Source organism: Streptomyces panacea (assembly GCF_040560175.1).
Lineage (GTDB): Bacteria > Actinomycetota > Actinomycetes > Streptomycetales > Streptomycetaceae > Streptomyces > Streptomyces panacea.
The window spans coordinates 1-19,410 of record NZ_JARJHW010000017.1; the positions used below are offsets into that span (position 1 = coordinate 1).

Sequence of the window (19,410 nt, forward strand, 5' to 3'; positions counted from 1 at the left end):
ACAGCCTCGGAGCGGCACCTGGCCACCACCGCAACCACCCCGCGCCGCAGGTACAGCGATGCCCGCCCGGCGACCCCGCCACCACCGCACTCGACCCCGCCCCGCCGTCCCTAGTGACACGTTGAGTTTCAATACGTACGCTCCTGAATATGGATATGCACACTGTCGTCGTGGGGACGTCCGGTACCACCGCCGAAGACGTCGTCGCCGTCGCCCGCGGCAACGCCCGCGTCGAGCTCTCCGCCGACGCCCTCTCCGCGCTCGCCGCGGCCCGCGAGATCGTCGACGCGCTCGCCGCCAAGCCCGAGCCCGTGTACGGCGTCTCCACCGGCTTCGGCGCGCTCGCCAGCCGTGCCATCGGCCCGGACCTGCGGGGGCGGCTCCAGCGCAACATCGTGCGGTCGCACGCCGCCGGTATGGGCCCGCGCGTCGAGCGTGAGGTCGTGCGGGCGCTGATGTTCCTGCGGCTCAAGACCCTCGCGTCCGGGCACACCGGCGTACGCCCGCACGTCGCGCAGACCATCGCGGACGTTCTGAACGCGGGGATCACGCCCGTCGTCCACGAGTACGGCTCCCTCGGCTGCTCCGGCGACCTCGCGCCGCTCTCCCACTGCGCGCTGACGCTGATGGGCGAGGGCGACGCCGAGGGCCCGGACGGTGTCCTGAAGCCCGCCGGCGAGCTGCTCGCCGCCCACGGCATCGCGCCCGTCGAGCTGCGGGAGAAGGAGGGCCTCGCGCTCCTCAACGGCACCGACGGGATGCTCGGCATGCTGGTCATGGCCCTCGCCGACCTCCAGCGGCTCTACACCTCCGCCGACATCACCGCCGCGCTGACCCTGGAAGCACTGCTCGGTACGGACAAGGTCCTCGCCCCCGAGCTGCACGCCATCCGCCCGCACCCCGGCCAGGGAGTCAGCGCCGACAACATGCTGCGGGTGCTCGCCGGGTCCGGGCTGACCGGGCACTTCCAGGAGGACGCGGCGCCCCGGGTGCAGGACGCCTACTCCGTGCGCTGCGCCCCGCAGGTCGCCGGCGCGGGCCGGGACACCCTCGCGTACGCCCGGATCGTGGCCGACCGCGAACTGGCCTCCTCCGTCGACAACCCGGTCGTGCTGCCGGACGGGCGCGTGGAGTCCAACGGCAACTTCCACGGCGCCCCCGTCGCGTACGTTCTGGACTTCCTCGCGATCGTCGCCGCCGACCTCGGCTCCATCGCCGAGCGACGCACGGACCGGCTGCTCGACAAGAACCGTTCGCACGGTCTGCCCGCCTTCCTCGCGGACGACCCCGGTGTCGACTCGGGCCTGATGATCGCCCAGTACACGCAGGCCGCCCTGGTCAGCGAGATGAAGCGGCTGGCCGTCCCGGCGTCCGTCGACTCGATCCCGTCGTCGGCGATGCAGGAGGACCACGTGTCGATGGGCTGGTCGGCGGCGCGCAAGCTCCGTACGGCCGTCGCGCATCTGACGCGCATCGTCGCCGTCGAGATGTACGCGGCGACCCGCGCGATCGAGCTGCGTACGGGCCTGGTGCCCGCGCCGGCCTCGCGGGCCGCGATCGAGGCGGTGCGGGCGGCGGGGATCGAGGGGCCGGGTCCCGACCGGTTCCTGGCGCCGGATCTCGCCGCGGCCGACGCGTTCGTGCACGACGGGCGGCTGGTGGCGGCGGTGGAGCCGGTGACCGGTCCGCTGGCCTGATCGACCAGACACCTCCTAGGGAGACGTACGCGGAGGGGGCCGCCCGGCAGCCGGGCGGCCCCCTCCGTACTGCTGCCGATTCAGGAGGACTACTCGGCCGAGTCCTTCTGGGCGGTTGCGGCGGACTGCTGCTGACCGGCGTTCTGCTCGTTCGTGGCGTTCGCCGAGGGGACGAACCACATGAGGCAGAGCAGGATCCCGGCGGCTATGGCCGTGAGCAGCGGTCGGCGTACGACGGACACGTACACGTAATCGATCTCCCTTGGGAAAACGCCGAATTGGCTGGGTGCGCTGATGCTAGTGAAAGCAGCGGGTCGCGGGAAAGTCACCCGGGGGAAGAGGCCTACTCTCCGGTTATGAGCACTCCTGAGACCTCCCGTTTTGTCCGGCTGCACGTTGAATTGGTGCTGGAGATCAGTGATCCGGAACAGCTGACCGCCGCCGCCCTGACCCGCATCGCGTCGGACGATTCGATGCCGGAAGAGGAACGTGACCACGCCCGCTCGGCGGTGCGCGAGGACGAGGCGGAGGCCCTCGCGTATCTCGTCGAGCCGTCGGAGCTGGTCAGCGACGTGCCCGGGGTGGAACTCGCCCAGGCGTCGTGGAGCAGCGAGCAGATCGACTACGACCCGGAAGCCGTGGAATGGAATATGGACGAGGAGGACGAGGAGGACGAGGCGGACAGCGCGGAGGCCGAAATCGAGGACCGGGACGGCGTCCGTAGCGGGGACCGCGGGCGGCCCGGCGTGGTTTAGCTCACGAGCGTGACACCCTTGGCCCCGGGACGCCGTCGAAAGCGACCCGGGGCTTACAAACGCGCTGCCCGTGTCCATCCCGGAGTGCGAGTGGCGTTGCCCACATCTTCGTCCCAGGTGGAACCGGACGAACCGGTATGGGTGTTCTTAAAGGTCAGTAGGCAGGGAATCGGCAACGATGGAGAAGCGTGTGATGACGAACGGCAAGCGGCGCAAGGGCCTGACGGCCGCGTCCGCACTGCTCGGCGGGGTGCTGGTGCTCTCGGCCTGCAGCAGTGGCGACGGTGGCAAGGACTCCGGAGCCGAGCGTTCGAAGGATTCGCAGGCGCAGGTGGACGAGGCCGCGGCGAAGGACACCTCCGAGGCCCAGATAGCCATCTCGCCCAAGAACGGCGCCGACAACGCGGGCATCAACAACGACGCGAAGGTCACCGTCACCAAGGGCACGCTCACCAAGGTCGACATGACCACCGCCGACGGGGCCGCCGTCAAGGGCACGCTGGCCGCCGACGCGAAGAGCTGGAAGCCGGACGGCCAGCTGGAGCGCTCCACGTCGTACAAGATCACCGCGACGGCGAAGGACTCCAAGGACCGCGAGGCCCACGAGAACTCGTCCTTCACCACCGTCTCGCCGAAGAACAGCTTCATCGGCAACTTCACGCCCGAGGACGGCTCGACCGTCGGCGTCGGCATGCCGGTCTCGCTCAACTTCGACAAGGGGATCACCAACAAGGCCGCCGTGCAGGGCGGGATCACCGTCACGTCGAGCAGCGGCCAGGAAGTCGTCGGCCACTGGTTCAACTCCCAGCGCCTCGACTTCCGCCCCGAGCAGTACTGGCAGGGCGGCTCCACCGTCACGCTGAAGCTGGCGCTCGACGGCGTCGAGGGCGCGAACGGCGTCTTCGGGGTCCAGCAGAAGACGATCACCTTCAAGGTCGGCCGTAACCAGGTCTCCACGGTCGACACCAAGGCCAAGACCATGACCGTCCAGCAGGACGGCAAGACGATCAAGACGATCCCGATCTCCGCCGGCTCCCCGGACAACCCGACGTACAACGGTCAGATGGTGATCTCCGAGAAGTTCAAGGAGACCCGGATGAACGGTGCGACGGTCGGCTTCACGGACGACGACGGCAAGGGTGAGTACGACATCAAGGACGTGCCGCACGCCATGCGGCTGTCCACGTCGGGCACCTTCATCCACGGCAACTACTGGGGCGACGACTCGATCTTCGGTTCGTCCAACACGAGCCACGGCTGTGTCGGTCTGAACGACGCCAAGGGCGCGAACGACCCCAACCAGCCGGGCGCCTGGTTCTTCGACAATTCGATCGTCGGTGACGTGGTCATCGTCAAGAACTCCCCGGACAAGACCATCCAGGCCGACAACGGCCTCAACGGATGGAACCTGAGCTGGGCGGACTGGCAGGCCACCTCCGCCGCCTGATCCTCCTCCGTCCCGCGTCACGTCCTGTTCGCCACTGCGGCGGCACCCCGGTCGGGTGCCGCCGCAGTGCGTTCACCGGGGCCGCTCACCGGGGCTGGTGAGGATTGGGTGGCTTCCCGCGGAACCGACGGCGCCCGAAGGCTGTCTCACTGTCCGGAAAGCCCGCACAACTCGGGGGCGCGAGGCGGGTAGTGAGCGTAGGTTCGGATCATGCTGATGACTCTGGGAACCCCGCCGTCCGAGGCGGAGACAGACGCCTGGCATGACGTGATCGCGGCTGCCCATCTCCGGGACGTGCCCGCCTCCGTACCGGAGCGGGGCCGCACCGAGACCGCGGGGAAGCTGCGTGTGCAGTCGCCCACCGCGCGGATGCTCCATCTGGTGTGGGCCGCCCCCGACGGGTCGTACGACGGCGTGGCCACGCTGCTTCTGTTCACCGAGAAGAGCAATCGGCACATGGCCTTCCTCGACGCCCTGGTGGTTCGCCCCGAGGCGAGACGGCGCGGCGTGGGCGCACAGCTGTGGGGTGCCATCCGGGCCGAACTGACCGCCGACGGGCGCAGTTCGGTCTCCGCGATGCTCGAACTGGGCGGCGCCGGTGAGGCGTTCGTCGACGGGCTCGGCTTCGCCAAGGTGCTGCCGCTCGCCTGGTACGTCCAGCGCGTTCCGGAGGCGAACGCCGAACTGCCCGAGCCACGACTGCCCGACGGCTACCGCTTCGCGAGCTGGGACGGCGTCGTGCCCGACGCCCTCGCGGACGAGTTCGCGCGGGCGCACGAGGTGACGCGGGACGCTCCCGGTACGGGCGTGGACGAGCGGACGCCGAGATGGGACGCGGAGCGGGTACGGGGCGCGGCCCGCCTCGTCGACGACCGGGGCGGTGTCATCCTCACCTCGGTGGTGCTCGCGGAGGCCGGGGGCGCGGGCAAGGGCGTCGACCGGGTCGCCGCGTACACGGCACTCGTCCTGCGCGACCCGTCGCACACCCGGGCGCTCCAGTACGACACGGTGGTCGTCCCGGAGCACCGCGGGCGCGGACTCGGCCAGGCGGTCAAACGCCATCTGCTGGGCACACTCGCCGAACGCCACCCCGGAGTACGGGAGATCAGCACCAGCGTCGCCGACGACAACGCGCCGATGCTCGCCGTGAACGCGGCGCTCGGCTACCGGCGTGAGCGGCCGGCCGGGATCTTCCAGGCCAAGCTGTAGGACCCCGACCGGTGTTGAGCCCGCGTCAGCTCCCCGGCATCACCCGCCCTGCCCGCAACTCCAGCCGGGCGCCCGTGAATTCGCTCCGGAAGCGGCGGTCGTGCGAGACCACGACCAGGGCGCCCTCGTAACTGGCGAGCGCCCGTTCCAGCTCCTCCACCAGGCTCAGCGCCACATGGTTCGTCGGCTCGTCCAGGATCAGCAGATCGGCGGGGCGGGTCAGCAGCCGGGCCAGTTCGAGCCGGCGCCGCTGCCCCACCGAGAGTCCGGCGACGGGCACGGCCAGATCCTCCTCACGGAACAGCCCGAGAGCCAGCAGCTCGTCGGTGTGCTCCTCGGGCAGCCCCCGGCGGCCCACCGCGAAAGCCCCCAGCAGCGAGAGCCGTGAGCCCGCTGTCACGGTGGCCGACTCCTGGGCCAGATAGCCGACTTCGGCCGTACGGCGGGCGGTGCCCGCGTCCGGTGCGAGATCCCCGGCCAGCACCCGCAGCAGCGTCGACTTGCCCGCGCCGTTGGGCCCGTCGACCAGCAGCCGCGTCCCGGACTTCACCTGGAGCGAATCCAGCCGCAGCCGGTCCCCGATCACGATGCCGGACAACTCGGCCAGCAGGCCGTCGGCCCCGGTGGTGGCCGGGGTGCCGGCGAAGGCGAGCGGCTCCGGCGGGGCGGGGACCGGCTCCCGTTCCAGCCGCTCCAGCCGTACCCGCGCCGCCCTGACCTGCCCGGACAGCTTCGCCTCGTGCGAGCGGCGGTGCTTGCCGAAGCCCTGCCCCGGGTCCTTCCCGGTGGCCGCGAGCCGCTGCCCGGCGGCGGCGACCAGCTCCCTCGTGCGGGCCAGGTCGGCCAGCCACTCCTCGTGGTCCTGTTCCCAGCGGCGGCGGGCGGCGGCCTTGGCCGTGCGGTAGCCGGTCCAGCCGTCGCCGTACCGCGTCACGGCGCGGGTGTCCCGGTCGACCTCCAGGATCGTCGTCGCGACGCGCTCCAGGAACGCGCGGTCGTGGGTGACGGCGACCACCGTGCCGCGGTGCGCCCGGAGTTGCTCCTCCAGGTAGGTGGTGGCCCGCCGGTCGAGATGGTTGGTCGGCTCGTCGAGCAGCAGCAGTTCCGGCGCGGACGCCAGGACGCAGGCCAGCGCCACCCGGGACCGCTCGCCGCCGGAGAGCGACCCGAGCGGGCGGTCGCGGCCGATGTGGGCGAGGCCGAGTCCGTGCAGGGCGGCGTCGACGCGGGCGTCCGCCGCGTAGCCGTCGCGCTCCTCGTAGGCGGTCAACAGATCGCCGTACGAGGTCAGTTCGGCCTCCGTGGCGTCCGCGAGTGTCGCCTCGGCGGCGCGGATCCGGCTTTCGAGCTCCCGCAGATCCGCGAGGGCCGCGTCGACGGCGGCCTGAACGGTCGAGTGGAGGTCGAGCCCGAGGGTCTGGGCGAGATGCCCGATCCCGCCGGGGAACAGGACGGTGACCTCCCCGCCGTCCGGTGCCTCGGCCCCGGCCAGCAGCCGGAGCAGGGTGGACTTCCCGGAGCCGTTCTCCCCGATGACACCGGCCTTCTCGCCGGGCCGGACGGAGAGTGACACCTGATCGAGGACGGTCCGGTCGCCGTACGACTTGGAGACGTCTTTCATCGACAATTGGGCGCGTTCGCGCATGTTCTTTCCCTGAGAGTGACAGGCCCGCGAAAAGCGCGCGCGTCGGCGCGCGGCGGGGCGAGTTACGTGCGACGGGCGGCGAGAAGGGGACGCCGGCGGTCCGGGACAGGACCTACGCCGGGGCGTCCGCGCCCGGAATCAGCGAAAGTAGTAGTACGAGTACGAACCCATGGCGCCGAGTCTACCGAGGGTCACGGGAGGGCGCCCGCGAATTACCGCCCCCGTCGAGGCCCGCGCCCGTCGTGGCGCCCGCGCCCGCTCGCCACGGCCCGCACGCCACGGCCCGGCCGGCGGCTACAGCTTCGCGGCCAGCTCGAAGGCGTGGGCCGACACCCACGTGTACGCGGCCCGCACGTCGTCCACCACGCCCCGCTCGCGCAGCGCGGTCATCGCCGGGTCGCCCAGGTCGGCGGCCTCGTCGATATCGCGCGCGCAGCGGTCCTGCCACCAGAGGATCGTGCGGACGATGCCGTCCCGGTCGTCCAGGCCGTACGCGTCGCAGACCAGGGTGATCCGGCGGGCCGCGTCGGCGACGTCGGGGATACGGGGGCCGAGGTCCAGATACCGCCAGCAGATATGGGCGACATCGTGGATACGGTCGCCGGGAGCGGCCAGGTCCCAGTCGATGAGGGCCACGGGCAGCCCGTCGGCGTAGACCGTGTTCCTGGGCGACAGGTCGTTGTGGCACACCACTTCGCGCCCGTCGGCGAGCGGCGATCCGGCCGTCAGGTCGTGGAACTCCCGTACGAGCGCCGCGACCCGCGCCAGACGCGCGTCCGACACGGGCAGATCGACCTCTCCCTCGATGTGACCGAGCACCTCGCGTCCCTGCTCGTCCACACCCCGGTACCGGGGCGCCCCGCCCCAGCCCCGCTCCGCGAACAGCCCCAGCAACTCCCGTGTGTACGCGGCGTGTCGCGCCGACGACGTGGAGGAGCGCCGCACGGTGTCACCGACACGTACGACCTGATTGACGAACCCGCCGGACAGAGGAGTCTCTTCCATGCCCCCCACGATGCCAGGCCCCGGCCCGCGCGTCAGACGCCCCGGCGGATGCGGGTGCGGGCCTCCGCGCCGCGGATCGCCTTCGTACGGGTCGCGAGGAAGAACTCCACCGGATCGCGGCGGGAGCGCCAGGGCAGGGCGTTCACATACCCGTCGACCAGGCGGAACTGGTCCAGGGCCTCCTCGTGCCTGCCCTGCCGCGTCAGGAAGTACGCCAGCAGGTGCCGCACCTCGGGCAGACGGGGGTGGTCCGGGTGCGCCGTCCCGGCGTCCGCCAGGGCCGCGTCGACCAGGGCCGTCAGGTGCGGGTCCGTGTAGTCGCGGGCCGTCGCCGCGGCGTCGTGGTGGTCGAACCAGGCGATCAGCGGGAACGCGGTCATCAACGTGCCCCCCGGCGCGTCGGCGGTCGCCTGCGCGGCGAACTCGCGCGCCAGCTCCGCCGAGCCGTGCCAGCGCGCGCCCCAGTACTGGATCGCGGCCTCGTGCGCCCCGTACAGCGGCGCCGACGTGGGATGCGGGGTGCGGGCGGTGATCTCCGCCCACAGCTCGCGCATCTGGTCCGGGCCGTAGCCGACGCCCAGCGCGGTACGGATCTCGACGATGTACGGCGACGGGTCGTCCGGGCCGAGCGCCGCCGCTCGCGCGGTGTCGGCGCGGGCGTCCGGCAGCAGCTCGTGGAAGCGGTCCGCCTGCTCGGGTGTGGTGTGTTTGGCGTACGGGGAGCCCCGCAGCAGCCACGCGCGCGCGACGGTGGCCGACGCCTGGACCAGCTCGGCGTCCGGGTCGTGGGAGCCGTCGGGGCGGGAGGCGCGCCACGCCCGCAGCCAGGAGTCCTCCCGGGCGGCGGCCTCGCCCAGTACACGCGCGTAGAGCGCACGCCGCTCCCAGTCCCGCTCCTTGCCGGTGACGGCCATCAACTCGGCCACCTCCTCCCACCGCCCCGCCCGCGCCTCCCCCAGGACACGCTCGAGAGCGGCGTCGGACCCGGCCAGCTCCACATTCTGCCGGTCCCGGGGAAGCAGCCCCAGCTCCGCCTCCGTACCGACGAGCGAGGACACGCTCCGGCGGGCCTTCAGCCAGAACCAGATGCCGAACGCGAAGAGGACGAAAGGCAGAACGCGTGCCATGGGACGGCCCCCAGGGGTACGGAGAACAGGTGAAGAGAAGGTGTGGGGGATCTGCGGAGTATGCACCACCGCAGGTCAGCGCGGCAACGGTGCCTGGATGGCGGGGGCGGGTCCGGGATCCGCCGACCGGCCTCGTCGTGCATTTCTCCCGGTACCCACGGGGAGCCTTCAAGATATCTCTGTTCGGGTAATTCGCGCGTGCGAGCGGTATGTTATTCCCCTGGCGATCCGCACGGAAGAGGACATTGTGAAGAAAGCGCATATATGTCTCGTGGTGGTGGCGTGCACTCTCATGGCCGCCTCATGCGGGGAAAGCGACGAGCCCGTTGACATGTCCCGTCTCACGGATCGGGAAAAGGAATGGGTCGAGTTCTCCTACGCACACGAGAAGAAAGACGAGATCAAACGGTCCTGGGAAGAACTGACCGCTGAAGGCGTCAAGTCCTATCTTGATCGGCAGCGTCCGGACCTGTGCGGCGACACGGCGTCACTGATGGAGAGCCTGAAGGAAGCGGGCTACGAGGCAGGCGAGATGCAGGACTACAAGAACAAGAGCGAAGAACTCATCTGCTCGGCCCCGTAGAGCGAATTGCCTGGTAGGCGTTCCACGGACGGAACACGCATGTGCGGAGCGAAGGTCCCCCGGAGACAGCGGGGACCTTCGCTCCGCGCGCCGACTGATCGCCCTACGCCACCGCGCCGCCGAGGATCCTCAGCGAGTACGTGCCATACGCTCGGTGCAGAATCATCGTCACCGGCCCCGAGGTGAACACCCCGCTGACAACGTATTCCTTCTTATTTCCCGTCTCGGCAATTTTCTTCGCGTACAGGGAATCGGTCTCCCTCTTCGCCTGCTTGAGCCACGAAGAGGCCTTGCTGTGGTCGACTCCCGCCACGTCGAGTCCGGTGCAGGCGGCGAGGAAACCAAAACCAGCGGGTTTCTTCGTGCTCGTTCTGCACAGAAGAGATGACATGAGCGTGTGATCGGCGTATCCGGCCGAAACCGTCACCCCGTTCCCGTCGCGCCCGTTGACGTACGTTCTCTTCTTCCCGTCGGGCATCTCCTGCTCCACGGGCTCGTCCAGCTTCAGCTTCCATTTCTTCGAGAGCCCGGTGAGGAAATCCTTCCCGGTGTATCCGGTGGCCATCGTGTCCGCCGCGCCGAAACTCGGCCGCTTGTCACTGGTTACCGCGTGCTCCGGCAGATCGACGGCACGTGGCGCGGTCCGTGTCTTGGACGGCTCAGGGTGGGCCGATGCGGCCTTCGGGCGGTCGGGCCCCGTCGTCGCGGGGCTGCTCCGGTTACAGGAGACGGCTCCCGCCGTGCCGATGACGACGGCCATCAGCACGGCGGGAACGCGGAAGGCGGCGCGCGTCACGAGCCACCGTCGTTGAGGTTGCACGGGCCGGGAGTGGCGTAGTTGAACGGAACGAAGGCCATCGCGTCGAACACCACGTTGTCGTCTCCGGTGCCGGCGTCGTGGAGGTTGTCCGCCTCGATCCGGCCGCCCTTCCAGAAGGTGAAGCTGCCCATCTCGAACCAGGTGTCCTGGCCCGCGCTACGGGTTCCCTGATTGACCCGGCAGTAGTCGGCCTTGGCACCGGCCGTGTTGTCGCCCGGGATGAAGTTGTACCGGACGATCGCCTCCGCGCCGTGGCTCGGCAGGTGGACGAAGACTTTGTAGCGCTGGCCGGGCTGGTCTCCGGAGGGGAGCTTGGCCTGGTTGACCTGCCACCGGCCCGTGATCTTGTGGAAGTAGTCGGTGTCCGGGTAGCTGTGCGTGAAGTAGACGTGGTGGTCGTACCCCGCGCCGAGCTGGTGAAGGTCGATGGGAGCGAGGTAGGGGGTCGCGCGGTAAGTGCCGTCGTCCCTCAGCGTGGTGATGTTGTCACCGGCCTGGAGGGTGAACTTGCCGTCGTCGGCCGCCTCGAAGTCCCCGCATCCATAGGTGTCCTCGTGCTGGCCGAGGTCATCGACGATGATGGCGTTGGTGTAGACGCCCGGTTGCTTGATGCACGGGCCGTGACCGTACTTGCTCTTGAGCTCGGGCTCTCCCGAGCCGAGCGAATAGCTGAGCTTCTCGGTGCTGGAGTTGCCGGTGCTCTGCGAGCCCATCCAGTCCGCGCCGCGGTCCCAGTAGCAGTTCGCGTCCCAGCTCGGGCACGGGTCGGCCGCGTCCGGGTTGCACGCGTTGACGGACGGGTCGCAGAACAGCTTGTGCGGCGCGGGCTTGACGATGCCGAACGGCATGTCCGGCTCGGAGTACGACTCTTCTCCATTCCAGGTCATCTGCGGGACTTCCGCCCAGCCCAAGATCTTCTCCGAGTAGTTCCACTCGCCGGGGCGGGAGGCGTCGTCATAGCTGTTGCGCAGGAACGGCTGCCGGTCGGCCGGGTAGCTCGGGTTGATCGGGTTGTTGAAGAAGCCCAGGCCGACGGAGCCGGAGGTGTAGACGCCGGAGTTGTAGCCCCACAGCGCCATGTACCAGTTCTCGATGTAGGCCGGGTTGCCGCTGTTGGCGTTCATGCCCAGCGCCTTGAGCTGGTCCCACTTCTCGGCCAGGATGCCCAGACCGGCGGCGATGTTCGCCGCGTAGTCGGTGGTGATGGCGCCGGCGCGCAAAGTGTCGAACTGCTCGGCGTGCTCCTCGGACATACCGGTCGTCACCTGGGCGATGCCGTAGCCGCAGTCGGCCTTCTCCCGCTTGGGGTAGCCGTGGATGCCGTTCTCGTTCCCGTACCAGTCGGATTTGGTGACGTTGCCCGAGTCGCCGTTCATGGAGTGCCAGGACGCCTGCTTGAAGTTGGACTCCTGGGCGAGGATGCCCAGCATGACCTGTGCGGGGATATTGCCTCCGCCGCTCAGCGACGGCTTGGGGAACAGGCCCTGCGGGGTGTAGGCGCCCAGGCCGGTGTCGTGCCAGTTCTGTGGGCGGGAGACGGTCAGTCTGCCGTGAACAGCCTGGTCGACCGCCCATTCGACCATGTTCGCGCTGGCCTGGAGCGCCTGGCGCTTGGGGTCGTTGCGCTTGACGATGCAGGGGCTCTCCATCCCCCCGATCTTGCCCCAGACGGCCGCACCGGATCCCGTCAGGCACTGCGATTCCGGCATGCCCTCACCGCACGTGGCCGGGTCGTCGTCATCGTCGGTTGGCCCGGCCGCGACGGTGAACGCGGCCGGGTCCATCGGCGGCGAGGAATCCGGCTTCGGTCGATCGCGGTCGGCGTCCACGAGTGTGGTGGCCTTCGCACCGGTCTTGAGCGCGGTCGCCTTGACCGTCAGCGTTCCGACGCCCTCGTTCGAGGGCGAGCCGATGCCGCTGGTGATGCCCTTCATCTGCTCGGAGAACACCGAGTTGGTCACCAGATGGCCTTGCCGGGAGATTCCCGTCACCCGGCCGTCCACCGAGTGCTTCGAAAGCCCCGGGGCGTCGGTGGTGTCGATTCCCTTCACGTCGCCGACGACCGCGTCGCCGTCGGCCACGCGGAGGAGCTTGACCTTCCCCTTCGGGGCGCGGCCCAGTTCGGTGAAGTCCTTGCCGTCGAAACGGGAGATGACACTGCTCTGGCCGTCGACCGTGCCGACGTCCACGGCGCCGTTCTCCGAGGCGGTCAGCGCGAACATCGGGCCGGGCACCGGGGCGAGCTTGCGGGCCGACAGTGTCTTGCCGTTGCCTTTCAGGTCGACGAGGTTGCCGCCGAGCACGCCCACGGTGCGCTTCTGCGTGGGCGTGACGTGCGTCAGATAGCCGTCGACCGTGCGGCGGGAGGAGACCGATCCGGTGGCCGCGTCGACCGATGTCACCGTCGTCGCGCCGGCGGACTTGTCGGTGGCCGAACTGGAGGTGAAAGCCACCTCGTCGCCCGTTCCGCAGCCCGGAGTGAAGTACGCGAGCTGCACCCGGCCGGGAACCTCGGTGACCTTGCCGTCGGAGAGACGGATCACTGCGGCGAACGCGCCGTTCCCGTACGCGCCGGGCTCGTTGGACCAGGCCGACGGAGCGTAGACCGCTGCCGCGTAGTTCCCTGATCCCGTAGTGCAGACGTAGCCCGTCCATGGGCCGACTTCGGAGAGTTCCTTGCGGTTCAGGCGGGCGATCTCGTAGAAGGAGAACCCGTCGGTCTCCCTCGCCGCGAGGATGTGCAGTCCCTCCGCGTCGCCGGTGGCCTGCACGATCGCGTCCGGCGACGAGGCGTAGCCGGTTCCCAGGTCCTTGCCGGGCGCGGAGAACAGATGGGGCGTGGGGGCGTCCGAGGCGGCAGGAGCCGCCTGCGCCGGGGTGTCCGGGGAACCCTGCGGGATCAGGGTGGCGGATGCCGCCACCACGCTCAGGGCTATCAGTGGATTGATGGAGAATAATCTCCCAAGACCGCTTCTGCGCATCGTCATCCTCACAGCCAGTCCGTACACGAACCGTGGGTGCTCGGGAGGCTTGTGTCGTTGTTGTTTTTGACGTATCTCAGCGGGACGGGGTCGTACTGGGCGTTGACATCGTTCCAGCACGCCTTCGCGGTCGTGGTCTTCCAGTTCCGCATCGCGGTGTAGGCGCCTGCCACGCCGTCGGTGAGACGGCCCGTGGTGTCGTAGTCCTGGATGCCGCCGTCGGGAGCGCCCGTCGTCCAGAGCGTCCCGTACACGTAGTCAGGGGACGTGTCGAGATCGCGCGAGAACTTCGCCCATACCCCCTGGCAGTCCGGTGACCACATCAGCCGCACCGCGACCGACCCGTCCGGCTCGGTCACCTGCTGAAGAATCTCGGCATCGTTGTCACACCCCATCTGAATGGGGTCCTTGCCCGAACAGCTGGCTCGCCAGCAGTCGGCCGCGGTTGCCGAGGACGCCTGAACTCCCTGTAAGACTCCGGCCAGCAGGGTCAGGGCAGCTGCCACAAGCGCCCATCTTCGTATGCCGTCCACACGCATCGCCTCAGATCTCTCTTCTTCACGCCGCGTCAAGCGGAGCGTGTCTCGCGCTTCGTGTACCGGTGTGATGCCGAGTTCGGTGCACGATGCACGCTGCACTCGGTCACAGGCCGTCCACAGAATGCCCATCAAGATCCGATGTGAACACTTGTCGCAGATAAAGAGTTGATCAAGTCGGCCGGTCCGCGCCGGCCGCGCGGTTGACGCCTCGGACACCTGAAGTGGCAGCGGGCGGGCCGAAGTCGGCGGCGCCGGACGGGTCGCACACGCGGCCCTTCCGGCGCTTGAGGACGAAAGCCCCGCTACCGCGGCAGTGTCGCCGGATTGCCGCCGTTCGCCTCGTAACCCGCCACCGCCAGGGCCCGGTACGTCGCGTACTGCGCCGCCGGGTCCTCGGCGACCGTCCAGGGCAGCGCGCCGATGTAGCCGTCCACCAGCACGAGCTGGTGCATCGCCTCCGACCAGCGCCCGCCGCCCACCAGGAAGTGGATCAGCAGATGCCGTACGTGCGCGAGCATCGGGTCGTCGGGGCGCGCCGCGTGGACCGCGTAGAGCGCGCCCTCCATCGCCTTCGACACCACCGCGCTGCCGTAGAAGTCCCGCACCAGCGCGACCTCCGGCAGGTGTTCGTACACCGCGAACAGCGGCAGCGCGGCCAGCAGCGAGCCCTTCGGCGCCCGTGCCGCCGACGCCGTCGCGAACCGGTCGGCCTCCTCGCGTGAGCCGTGCCACTTCTCGCACCAGTAGTGCAGCGCCGCGAGATGCGCGCCCATGTGGTCCGGCGCGCGGTCGATGACCTTCGCCCACAGCTGGTCGAACCGCTCGTGCGGATAGCCGAGCCCGCGGGCCACGGCCAGCTCGATGATGTACGGGACGGGGTCGCCGGGCGCCAGCAGCGCCGCGCCGTCGCAGACCGAGCGCGCCTCCTCCAGGATGATCCGGAACTCGTCCGTGCCCGCCGCCGACGAGCGCCATGCCTGTTGGACCAAGAATTCCGCGTGAACCTGCGCGCCGCCCGCGTCCTTCGGCGAGTCCGCGCGCCACGCCCGCAGCCACGCGCCGCCGACGCCGGGCCTCTGCTGGAGTTCCAGCGACGCGGCGCCCGCGAACGCCTGCACGCGCTGCCAGCGCACCTCGCTCTCCTTGGCCGTCCCGGCGAGCAGCTGCGCCGCCGCCCGCCAGTCCTGGGTGCGCTGTACGACGTCCAGTACGTCGAGAAGGTCCTGGTCGGGCCCCGGAAGCCGGAGGTCGAGGTCCTCCTGCCGTACGAACTCGTACGCGTCCGGGTCGGCGGCGTCGGGCGAGCCGGGCGCGACCTGGCGTATGCCACCGCGGCGGCGCCGCACGGCCGGGCCGACGACGGCCGCGACCAGGCCCATCGCGATCAGGAACCAGAGAATCTCCATACGTTCCATTGTCCCGGACGCGGAAGGCGCTCTCCGCCGTGCCCCGGCCCGCTACCCTCGGGGCTCATGAGCGACCAGCACAACTTCGAGACCATCGCCATCCACGCGGGGAACACACCTGATTCCCTCACCGGCGCGGTCGTACCCCCCATCTATCAGGTGTCCACGTACAAGCAGGACGGCGTGGGCGGACTGCGCGGCGGCTACGAGTACAGCCGCAGCGCCAACCCCACGCGCTCCGCGCTGGAGGAGAATCTGGCGGCCCTGGAGGGCGGCCGGCGCGGGCTCGCCTTCGCGTCGGGCCTCGCCGCCGAGGACTGCCTGCTCCGTACGCTGCTGTCGCCGGGCGATCATGTCGTGATCCCCAACGACGCGTACGGCGGCACCTTCCGGCTCTTCGCGAAGGTCGTCTCGCGCTGGGGCGTGGAGTGGTCGGTGGCCGACACCTCGGACCCGGCGTCGGTACGGGCGGCTCTCCGGCCCCGTACGAAGGCGATCTGGGTCGAGACCCCGTCGAACCCGCTCCTCGGCATCAGCGACATCGCGGCCCTCGCCGAGGTGGCACGCGGCGCCGGCGCGAAGCTCGTCGTGGACAACACCTTCGCGAGCCCCTACCTCCAGCAGCCGCTCGCCCTGGGCGCCGACGTCGTCGTGCACTCGACGACCAAGTACATGGGCGGTCACTCGGACGTCGTGGGCGGCGCGCTGATCACCGCGGACGACACGCTCGGCGACGAACTCGCCTACCACCAGAACGCGATGGGCGCGATCTCCGGTCCCTTCGACGCCTGGCTGGTGCTGCGGGGAGTGAAGACGCTCGCCGTCCGGATGGACCGGCACAGCGAGAACGCGACGCGCGTCGCCGAGATGCTGGTCCGGCACCCGAGGGTCTCGAAGGTCTACTACCCGGGCCTGCCCGACCACGCCGGGCACGAGACCGCCGCCAAGCAGATGAAGTCCTTCGGCGGCATGGTGTCCTTCCAGGTCACCGACGGCGAGCAGGCGGCGATCGAGGTCTGCGGCAAGGCGAAGGTCTTCACGCTGGGGGAGTCCCTCGGCGGTGTCGAGTCGCTGATCGAGCACCCGGGCCGGATGACGCACGCGTCGGCGGCGGGCTCCGCGCTGGAGGTGCCGGGCGACCTGGTCAGGCTGTCGGTCGGCATCGAGTCCGGTGACGATCTGCTGATGGACCTTCAGCAGGCGCTCGCCTGAGGACAGTTGGAGCCCGGCGGGCGCTCACCAGCCCTCCAGTGGCGGGGTCTTGTCGGACGGCGGGACCGTCCACGGCTCCGCCACCGACGCCCACACCGCGAAGGCGATCACGGCCATCGCGACGAGCGACCAGAGCAGCAGGCGCCGGGTGCGCCTGCGGTTCAGGAGACGGGTGCCACGAGCGGTCGCGCGGGCCGTCAGATCGACGGGGACCGGCGGATGCGGCAGGTCGAGCATCCGGCGGACCTCGTCCTCCTTACGGCTGTGGCCGCTCATGGCGCGGCCTGCCGGGAGTGCGACGAGAGCAGCGACAGCGGCCAGTGCGGCGCCGGCCGGCGGGGCGGCGCGGGCCGCCGCATCGCGGCGACCGCCCGCGCGCAGATCGCGCGCACCCGCTCGACCGGCAGCCCCATCAGCGCCGCCGTCTGCTCCTCGGCCACCCCCTCGTACAGGCGCAGCACCAGAATGAGCCGCTCCTGCGGGCTGAGCCGGCCGAGCAGGCCCTCACCCGTCCGGGGGTGCCGCCAGGCGCCCCGTGCGTAGCGGGCGGCCAGCTCCTGGCGTGCGCGGTCGTACGGGTCCGCGTCACGCAGCCGGTCCCAGTCCGCGTACGTACGGGCCAGGGCGGCCGTCAGCAGCTGTTCCGCGCGTGGTTTGGCGTCCGCGGGCTCACCCGTCAGCAGTGTGGCGGCGTGCAGCAGCCGGCCTGCCGCGCCCGCGACGAATGCCTCGAACTCCCGGGCACGACGGCGGTCCGTACTCGCCTGCCGTCGCTCTCGCACACCTCATATGAGGACAGACCCGGGCCCAGGTCAAGAGGCCGGCGGTGGCTCCGTGCCGGAGGGTTCGTCCACCGGGGCCCGGTGCGAAACCGGTTCGGCCGACGCGGGGCCCGACTGCCGTGCGGACAGGGCGGAGTTGAACCGGGTCAGAAGGGTGCGGAACGATTCCCGTTCCTCCTCCGTCCAGCCGTCCGTGACCTGTGACATCAGCTCACGGCGCGAGGACCGGACCTCTTCGAGGCGGCTGAGACCGCGTACGGAGAGTTCCAGGACGACGGCGCGGCCGTCCTCCGGGTGTGACGTGCGCTTGACCAGGCCGGTGTCGACCAGCGGCGCGACCTGGCGGGTGACGGTGGAGGAGTCGATCCCCATCCCCGCGGCCAGCGCCTTGACGCCCATCGGGCCTTCCAGATCAAGCCGGTTGAGCAGCAAGTAGGCGGCGCGGTCCATGGAGTTGCGCACCTGGCCGACGCCGCCGAGGCGGGTCTGTTCGGCCCGTCGGGCGAAGACGGCCACCTGGTGCTGAAGGGCGTCGAGCAGTGCGGCGTCGTCAGTCGCGGCGACGGATTCGGTACCGACGGAAGGTGCCGGTGCGGACTCTAAAGGTGCGGAGCCGGAGGGGTCGGAACCGGAGGATTCGGAGCCGGAGCCCGGGGAGGCCGACACAGCGGAAGTCATGTCCTGAGTAGGGGGCATGGCTGGGGCTCTCTCGTGCGGTGGTCGGATGGTGGGGGACAGAGTACGCGGACCTGCCCGTGGCCGTACCAGCCCCGCGTAAACCGGCGGACGCCCCCAGGGGCGGTCGTTTGGATCTTGTCGGGCCGATCCGGACGACCGGCCCCGGTTCCGGGCGGCCGACCCGTCGATGAGCTGCGAGACTGGCGGTCATGACCTTCGGTACGTCTCGTCCCTCCGGATCATTCACTTCCGCCTCACCGCGTGGCTCCGCGCCCGCGCTGATCCTCGACGACATCCGCGGGGCGCAGAAGATGCTCACCGGTGTGGCCCGGATGACCGCGATGGAGGGCAGCAGGCATCTGACGCACCTGGTCGGCGCACCCGTCCACCTCAAGTGCGAGAACCTTCAGCGGACGGGGTCGTTCAAGCTGCGCGGCGCGTACGTGCGGATCGCCGGGCTCTCCCCCGAGGAGCGCGCGGCCGGTGTCGTCGCCGCCAGCGCCGGAAACCACGCGCAGGGCGTCGCGCTCGCGTCGACCCTGCTCGGTGTGCGCTCGACCGTGTTCATGCCGGTCGGGGCGCCACTGCCCAAGATCGCGGCGACCCGCGAGTACGGCGCGGAGGTACGGCTGCACGGCCATGTCGTCGACGAGACCCTGGCCGCCGCGCAGGAGTACGCGCGGGAGACCGGCGCGGTCTTCATCCACCCCTTCGACCACCTGGACATCATCGCCGGACAGGGCACGGTGGGCCTGGAGATCCTGGAGCAGTGCCCCGAGGTACGGACGATCCTCGTCGGTCTCGGCGGCGGCGGCCTCGCCGCGGGCATCGCCCTCGCGGTGAAGGCGGTGCGCCCGGACATCAAGGTGATCGGCGTACAGGCGGAGGGCGCCGCCGCGTATCCGCCGTCGCTGCGGGCCGGGCGGCCGATGTCGATCGACCAGCAGCAGACGATGGCGGACGGCATCAAGGTGGGCCGGCCGGGCGAGATCACGTTCCCGATGATCAGGGACCTGGTCGACGAGGTGCGTACGGTCTCCGAGGACGAGCTGTCCAGCGCGCTGCTGCTCTGTCTGGAGCGGGCGAAGCTGGTCGTGGAGCCGGCCGGGGCGAGCCCGGTTGCCGCGCTGCTGAGCACGCCCGAGGCGTTCCGCGGGCCGGTGGTCGCGGTGCTGTCGGGCGGCAATGTGGACCCCCTGCTGATGCAGCGGATCCTGCGCCACGGGATGGCGGCGGCCGGGCGCTACCTGGGGCTGCGGCTGCGGATCACCGACCGGCCGGGGGCGCTCGCCACGCTGCTCGGGGTGCTGTCCGTGGCCGACGCCAACGTGCTGGACGTGAGTCACGTACGGACCGATCCCCGGCTCGGACTGACCGAGGCGGACGTGGAGCTGCATCTGGAGACCAAGGGTCCGGAGCACTGCGTGGACGTGGCGACGGCGCTGCGCGAGGCGGGCTACACGATCCTCGGCTGAGGCTCCCGGCCGGCCCGTCCGCCGGGCCCTCCGCGGGCCGCCCGCTCGC

Annotated in this window: 18 protein-coding genes; 7 read left to right on the forward strand and 11 right to left on the reverse strand. The window is 70.3% G+C overall.

All coding sequences use genetic code 11. The features are described from left to right. Positions 1-155: 155 nt before the first annotated feature. Positions 156-1,697 (forward strand): histidine ammonia-lyase, encoded by a 1,542-nt coding sequence (gene hutH, locus P3L51_RS06680; RefSeq protein ID WP_354604179.1) that lies wholly within the window; start codon positions 156-158, stop codon positions 1,695-1,697. An 89-nt stretch (positions 1,698-1,786) separates the two neighbouring features. Here the strand turns inward: hutH and P3L51_RS06685 are convergent, their stop codons facing one another. Further along, on the reverse strand, positions 1,787-1,945 hold the full coding sequence (locus tag P3L51_RS06685; RefSeq protein ID WP_354604129.1) for a hypothetical protein: 159 nt from the start codon (positions 1,943-1,945) through the stop codon (positions 1,787-1,789). Between the two features lie 108 nt (positions 1,946-2,053). On the opposite strand from P3L51_RS06685, the gene P3L51_RS06690 reads away from it, so the two are divergent. The 3 genes from P3L51_RS06690 to P3L51_RS06700 all read left to right on the forward strand — a co-directional run bounded on the left by P3L51_RS06690 (position 2,054) and on the right by P3L51_RS06700 (position 5,108). Continuing rightward, positions 2,054-2,452, forward strand: coding sequence for a hypothetical protein (locus tag P3L51_RS06690; protein WP_354604130.1), 399 nt, complete (start codon positions 2,054-2,056; stop codon positions 2,450-2,452). A gap of 178 nt (positions 2,453-2,630) precedes the next feature. Then, positions 2,631-3,899, forward strand: a complete 1,269-nt coding sequence (locus P3L51_RS06695) for a L,D-transpeptidase (protein ID WP_354604131.1) — start codon at positions 2,631-2,633, stop codon at positions 3,897-3,899. A 210-nt stretch (positions 3,900-4,109) separates the two neighbouring features. After that, entirely contained in the window at positions 4,110-5,108 is a 999-nt protein-coding gene (locus tag P3L51_RS06700; protein WP_354604132.1) for a GNAT family N-acetyltransferase, read from the forward strand. 25 nt (positions 5,109-5,133) lie between these two features. Here the strand turns inward: P3L51_RS06700 and abc-f are convergent, their stop codons facing one another. From abc-f to P3L51_RS06715, 3 genes are all read right to left on the reverse strand, one after another. After that, complete coding sequence (gene abc-f / locus P3L51_RS06705; protein ID WP_354604133.1) at positions 5,134-6,753, reverse strand: ribosomal protection-like ABC-F family protein; 1,620 nt, start codon at positions 6,751-6,753, stop codon at positions 5,134-5,136. Between the two features lie 294 nt (positions 6,754-7,047). Next, positions 7,048-7,758 carry a phosphotransferase gene (locus P3L51_RS06710; protein WP_354604134.1) on the reverse strand — a complete coding sequence of 237 codons (711 nt, stop codon included), beginning with the start codon at positions 7,756-7,758 and terminating at the stop codon, positions 7,048-7,050. Positions 7,759-7,790: 32 nt separating this feature from the next. Further along, entirely contained in the window at positions 7,791-8,885 is a 1,095-nt protein-coding gene (locus tag P3L51_RS06715; RefSeq protein ID WP_354604135.1) for a hypothetical protein, read from the reverse strand. A 331-nt stretch (positions 8,886-9,216) separates the two neighbouring features. Between P3L51_RS06715 and P3L51_RS06720 the strand changes: the two genes are divergently transcribed. Further along, positions 9,217-9,468 carry a hypothetical protein gene (locus P3L51_RS06720; RefSeq protein WP_354604136.1) on the forward strand — a complete coding sequence of 84 codons (252 nt, stop codon included), beginning with the start codon at positions 9,217-9,219 and terminating at the stop codon, positions 9,466-9,468. A gap of 103 nt (positions 9,469-9,571) precedes the next feature. Here the strand turns inward: P3L51_RS06720 and P3L51_RS06725 are convergent, their stop codons facing one another. The 4 genes from P3L51_RS06725 to P3L51_RS06740 all read right to left on the reverse strand — a co-directional run bounded on the left by P3L51_RS06725 (position 9,572) and on the right by P3L51_RS06740 (position 15,214). Beyond that, positions 9,572-10,264 carry a hypothetical protein gene (locus P3L51_RS06725; RefSeq protein WP_354604137.1) on the reverse strand — a complete coding sequence of 231 codons (693 nt, stop codon included), beginning with the start codon at positions 10,262-10,264 and terminating at the stop codon, positions 9,572-9,574. Continuing rightward, on the reverse strand, positions 10,261-13,275 hold the full coding sequence (locus P3L51_RS06730) for a hypothetical protein (RefSeq protein WP_354604138.1): 3,015 nt from the start codon (positions 13,273-13,275) through the stop codon (positions 10,261-10,263). The genes P3L51_RS06725 and P3L51_RS06730 overlap by 4 nt, the downstream gene beginning before the upstream one ends. A 2-nt stretch (positions 13,276-13,277) precedes the next feature. Next, a complete protein-coding gene (locus tag P3L51_RS06735) occupies positions 13,278-13,937 on the reverse strand; it encodes a DUF2690 domain-containing protein (protein WP_354604139.1) in 660 nt (219 codons plus the stop codon). Between the two features lie 173 nt (positions 13,938-14,110). After that, positions 14,111-15,214, reverse strand: a complete 1,104-nt coding sequence (locus tag P3L51_RS06740) for a tetratricopeptide repeat protein (RefSeq protein WP_354604140.1) — start codon at positions 15,212-15,214, stop codon at positions 14,111-14,113. Positions 15,215-15,280: 66 nt separating this feature from the next. Between P3L51_RS06740 and P3L51_RS06745 the strand changes: the two genes are divergently transcribed. Further along, positions 15,281-16,426: a cystathionine gamma-synthase gene (locus P3L51_RS06745; protein ID WP_354604141.1), complete on the forward strand. Its 1,146-nt coding sequence runs from the start codon at positions 15,281-15,283 to the stop codon at positions 16,424-16,426. Between the two features lie 24 nt (positions 16,427-16,450). Here P3L51_RS06745 and P3L51_RS06750 read toward each other — a convergent pair whose 3' ends face one another. Genes P3L51_RS06750 through P3L51_RS06760 form a run of 3 tightly spaced genes read right to left on the reverse strand, consistent with a single transcriptional unit; the run spans position 16,451 to position 17,886 of the window. After that, entirely contained in the window at positions 16,451-16,702 is a 252-nt protein-coding gene (locus P3L51_RS06750) for a hypothetical protein (RefSeq protein ID WP_354604142.1), read from the reverse strand. Further along, positions 16,699-17,208 carry a sigma factor-like helix-turn-helix DNA-binding protein gene (locus tag P3L51_RS06755; protein ID WP_354604143.1) on the reverse strand — a complete coding sequence of 170 codons (510 nt, stop codon included), beginning with the start codon at positions 17,206-17,208 and terminating at the stop codon, positions 16,699-16,701. Before P3L51_RS06755 ends, P3L51_RS06750 begins: the two co-directional genes overlap by 4 nt. A gap of 30 nt (positions 17,209-17,238) precedes the next feature. Further along, complete coding sequence (locus P3L51_RS06760) at positions 17,239-17,886, reverse strand: MarR family winged helix-turn-helix transcriptional regulator (RefSeq protein ID WP_435594391.1); 648 nt, start codon at positions 17,884-17,886, stop codon at positions 17,239-17,241. 311 nt (positions 17,887-18,197) lie between these two features. Here P3L51_RS06760 and ilvA point away from each other — a divergent pair, with 311 nt between their 5' ends. Next, complete coding sequence (gene ilvA / locus P3L51_RS06765; protein ID WP_354604180.1) at positions 18,198-19,361, forward strand: threonine ammonia-lyase; 1,164 nt, start codon at positions 18,198-18,200, stop codon at positions 19,359-19,361. Positions 19,362-19,410 lie beyond the last annotated feature (49 nt).

Coding starts and splice junctions, on each gene's coding strand:
- P3L51_RS06720 (WP_354604136.1), top strand. CDS start 9,217: ATGTCCCGTCTCACGGATCGGGAAAAGGAATGGGTCGAGTTCTCCTAC.
- P3L51_RS06760 (WP_435594391.1), bottom strand. CDS start 17,886: ATGACTTCCGCTGTGTCGGCCTCCCCGGGCTCCGGCTCCGAATCCTCC.
- P3L51_RS06690 (WP_354604130.1), top strand. CDS start 2,054: ATGAGCACTCCTGAGACCTCCCGTTTTGTCCGGCTGCACGTTGAATTG.
- P3L51_RS06750 (WP_354604142.1), bottom strand. CDS start 16,702: ATGAGCGGCCACAGCCGTAAGGAGGACGAGGTCCGCCGGATGCTCGAC.
- P3L51_RS06735 (WP_354604139.1), bottom strand. CDS start 13,937: ATGGGCATTCTGTGGACGGCCTGTGACCGAGTGCAGCGTGCATCGTGC.
- P3L51_RS06740 (WP_354604140.1), bottom strand. CDS start 15,214: ATGGAGATTCTCTGGTTCCTGATCGCGATGGGCCTGGTCGCGGCCGTC.
- P3L51_RS06715 (WP_354604135.1), bottom strand. CDS start 8,885: ATGGCACGCGTTCTGCCTTTCGTCCTCTTCGCGTTCGGCATCTGGTTC.
- hutH (WP_354604179.1), top strand. CDS start 156: ATGCACACTGTCGTCGTGGGGACGTCCGGTACCACCGCCGAAGACGTC.
- P3L51_RS06745 (WP_354604141.1), top strand. CDS start 15,281: ATGAGCGACCAGCACAACTTCGAGACCATCGCCATCCACGCGGGGAAC.
- ilvA (WP_354604180.1), top strand. CDS start 18,198: ATGCTCACCGGTGTGGCCCGGATGACCGCGATGGAGGGCAGCAGGCAT.
- abc-f (WP_354604133.1), bottom strand. CDS start 6,753: ATGCGCGAACGCGCCCAATTGTCGATGAAAGACGTCTCCAAGTCGTAC.
- P3L51_RS06710 (WP_354604134.1), bottom strand. CDS start 7,758: ATGGAAGAGACTCCTCTGTCCGGCGGGTTCGTCAATCAGGTCGTACGT.
- P3L51_RS06730 (WP_354604138.1), bottom strand. CDS start 13,275: ATGACGATGCGCAGAAGCGGTCTTGGGAGATTATTCTCCATCAATCCA.
- P3L51_RS06700 (WP_354604132.1), top strand. CDS start 4,110: ATGCTGATGACTCTGGGAACCCCGCCGTCCGAGGCGGAGACAGACGCC.
- P3L51_RS06695 (WP_354604131.1), top strand. CDS start 2,631: ATGGAGAAGCGTGTGATGACGAACGGCAAGCGGCGCAAGGGCCTGACG.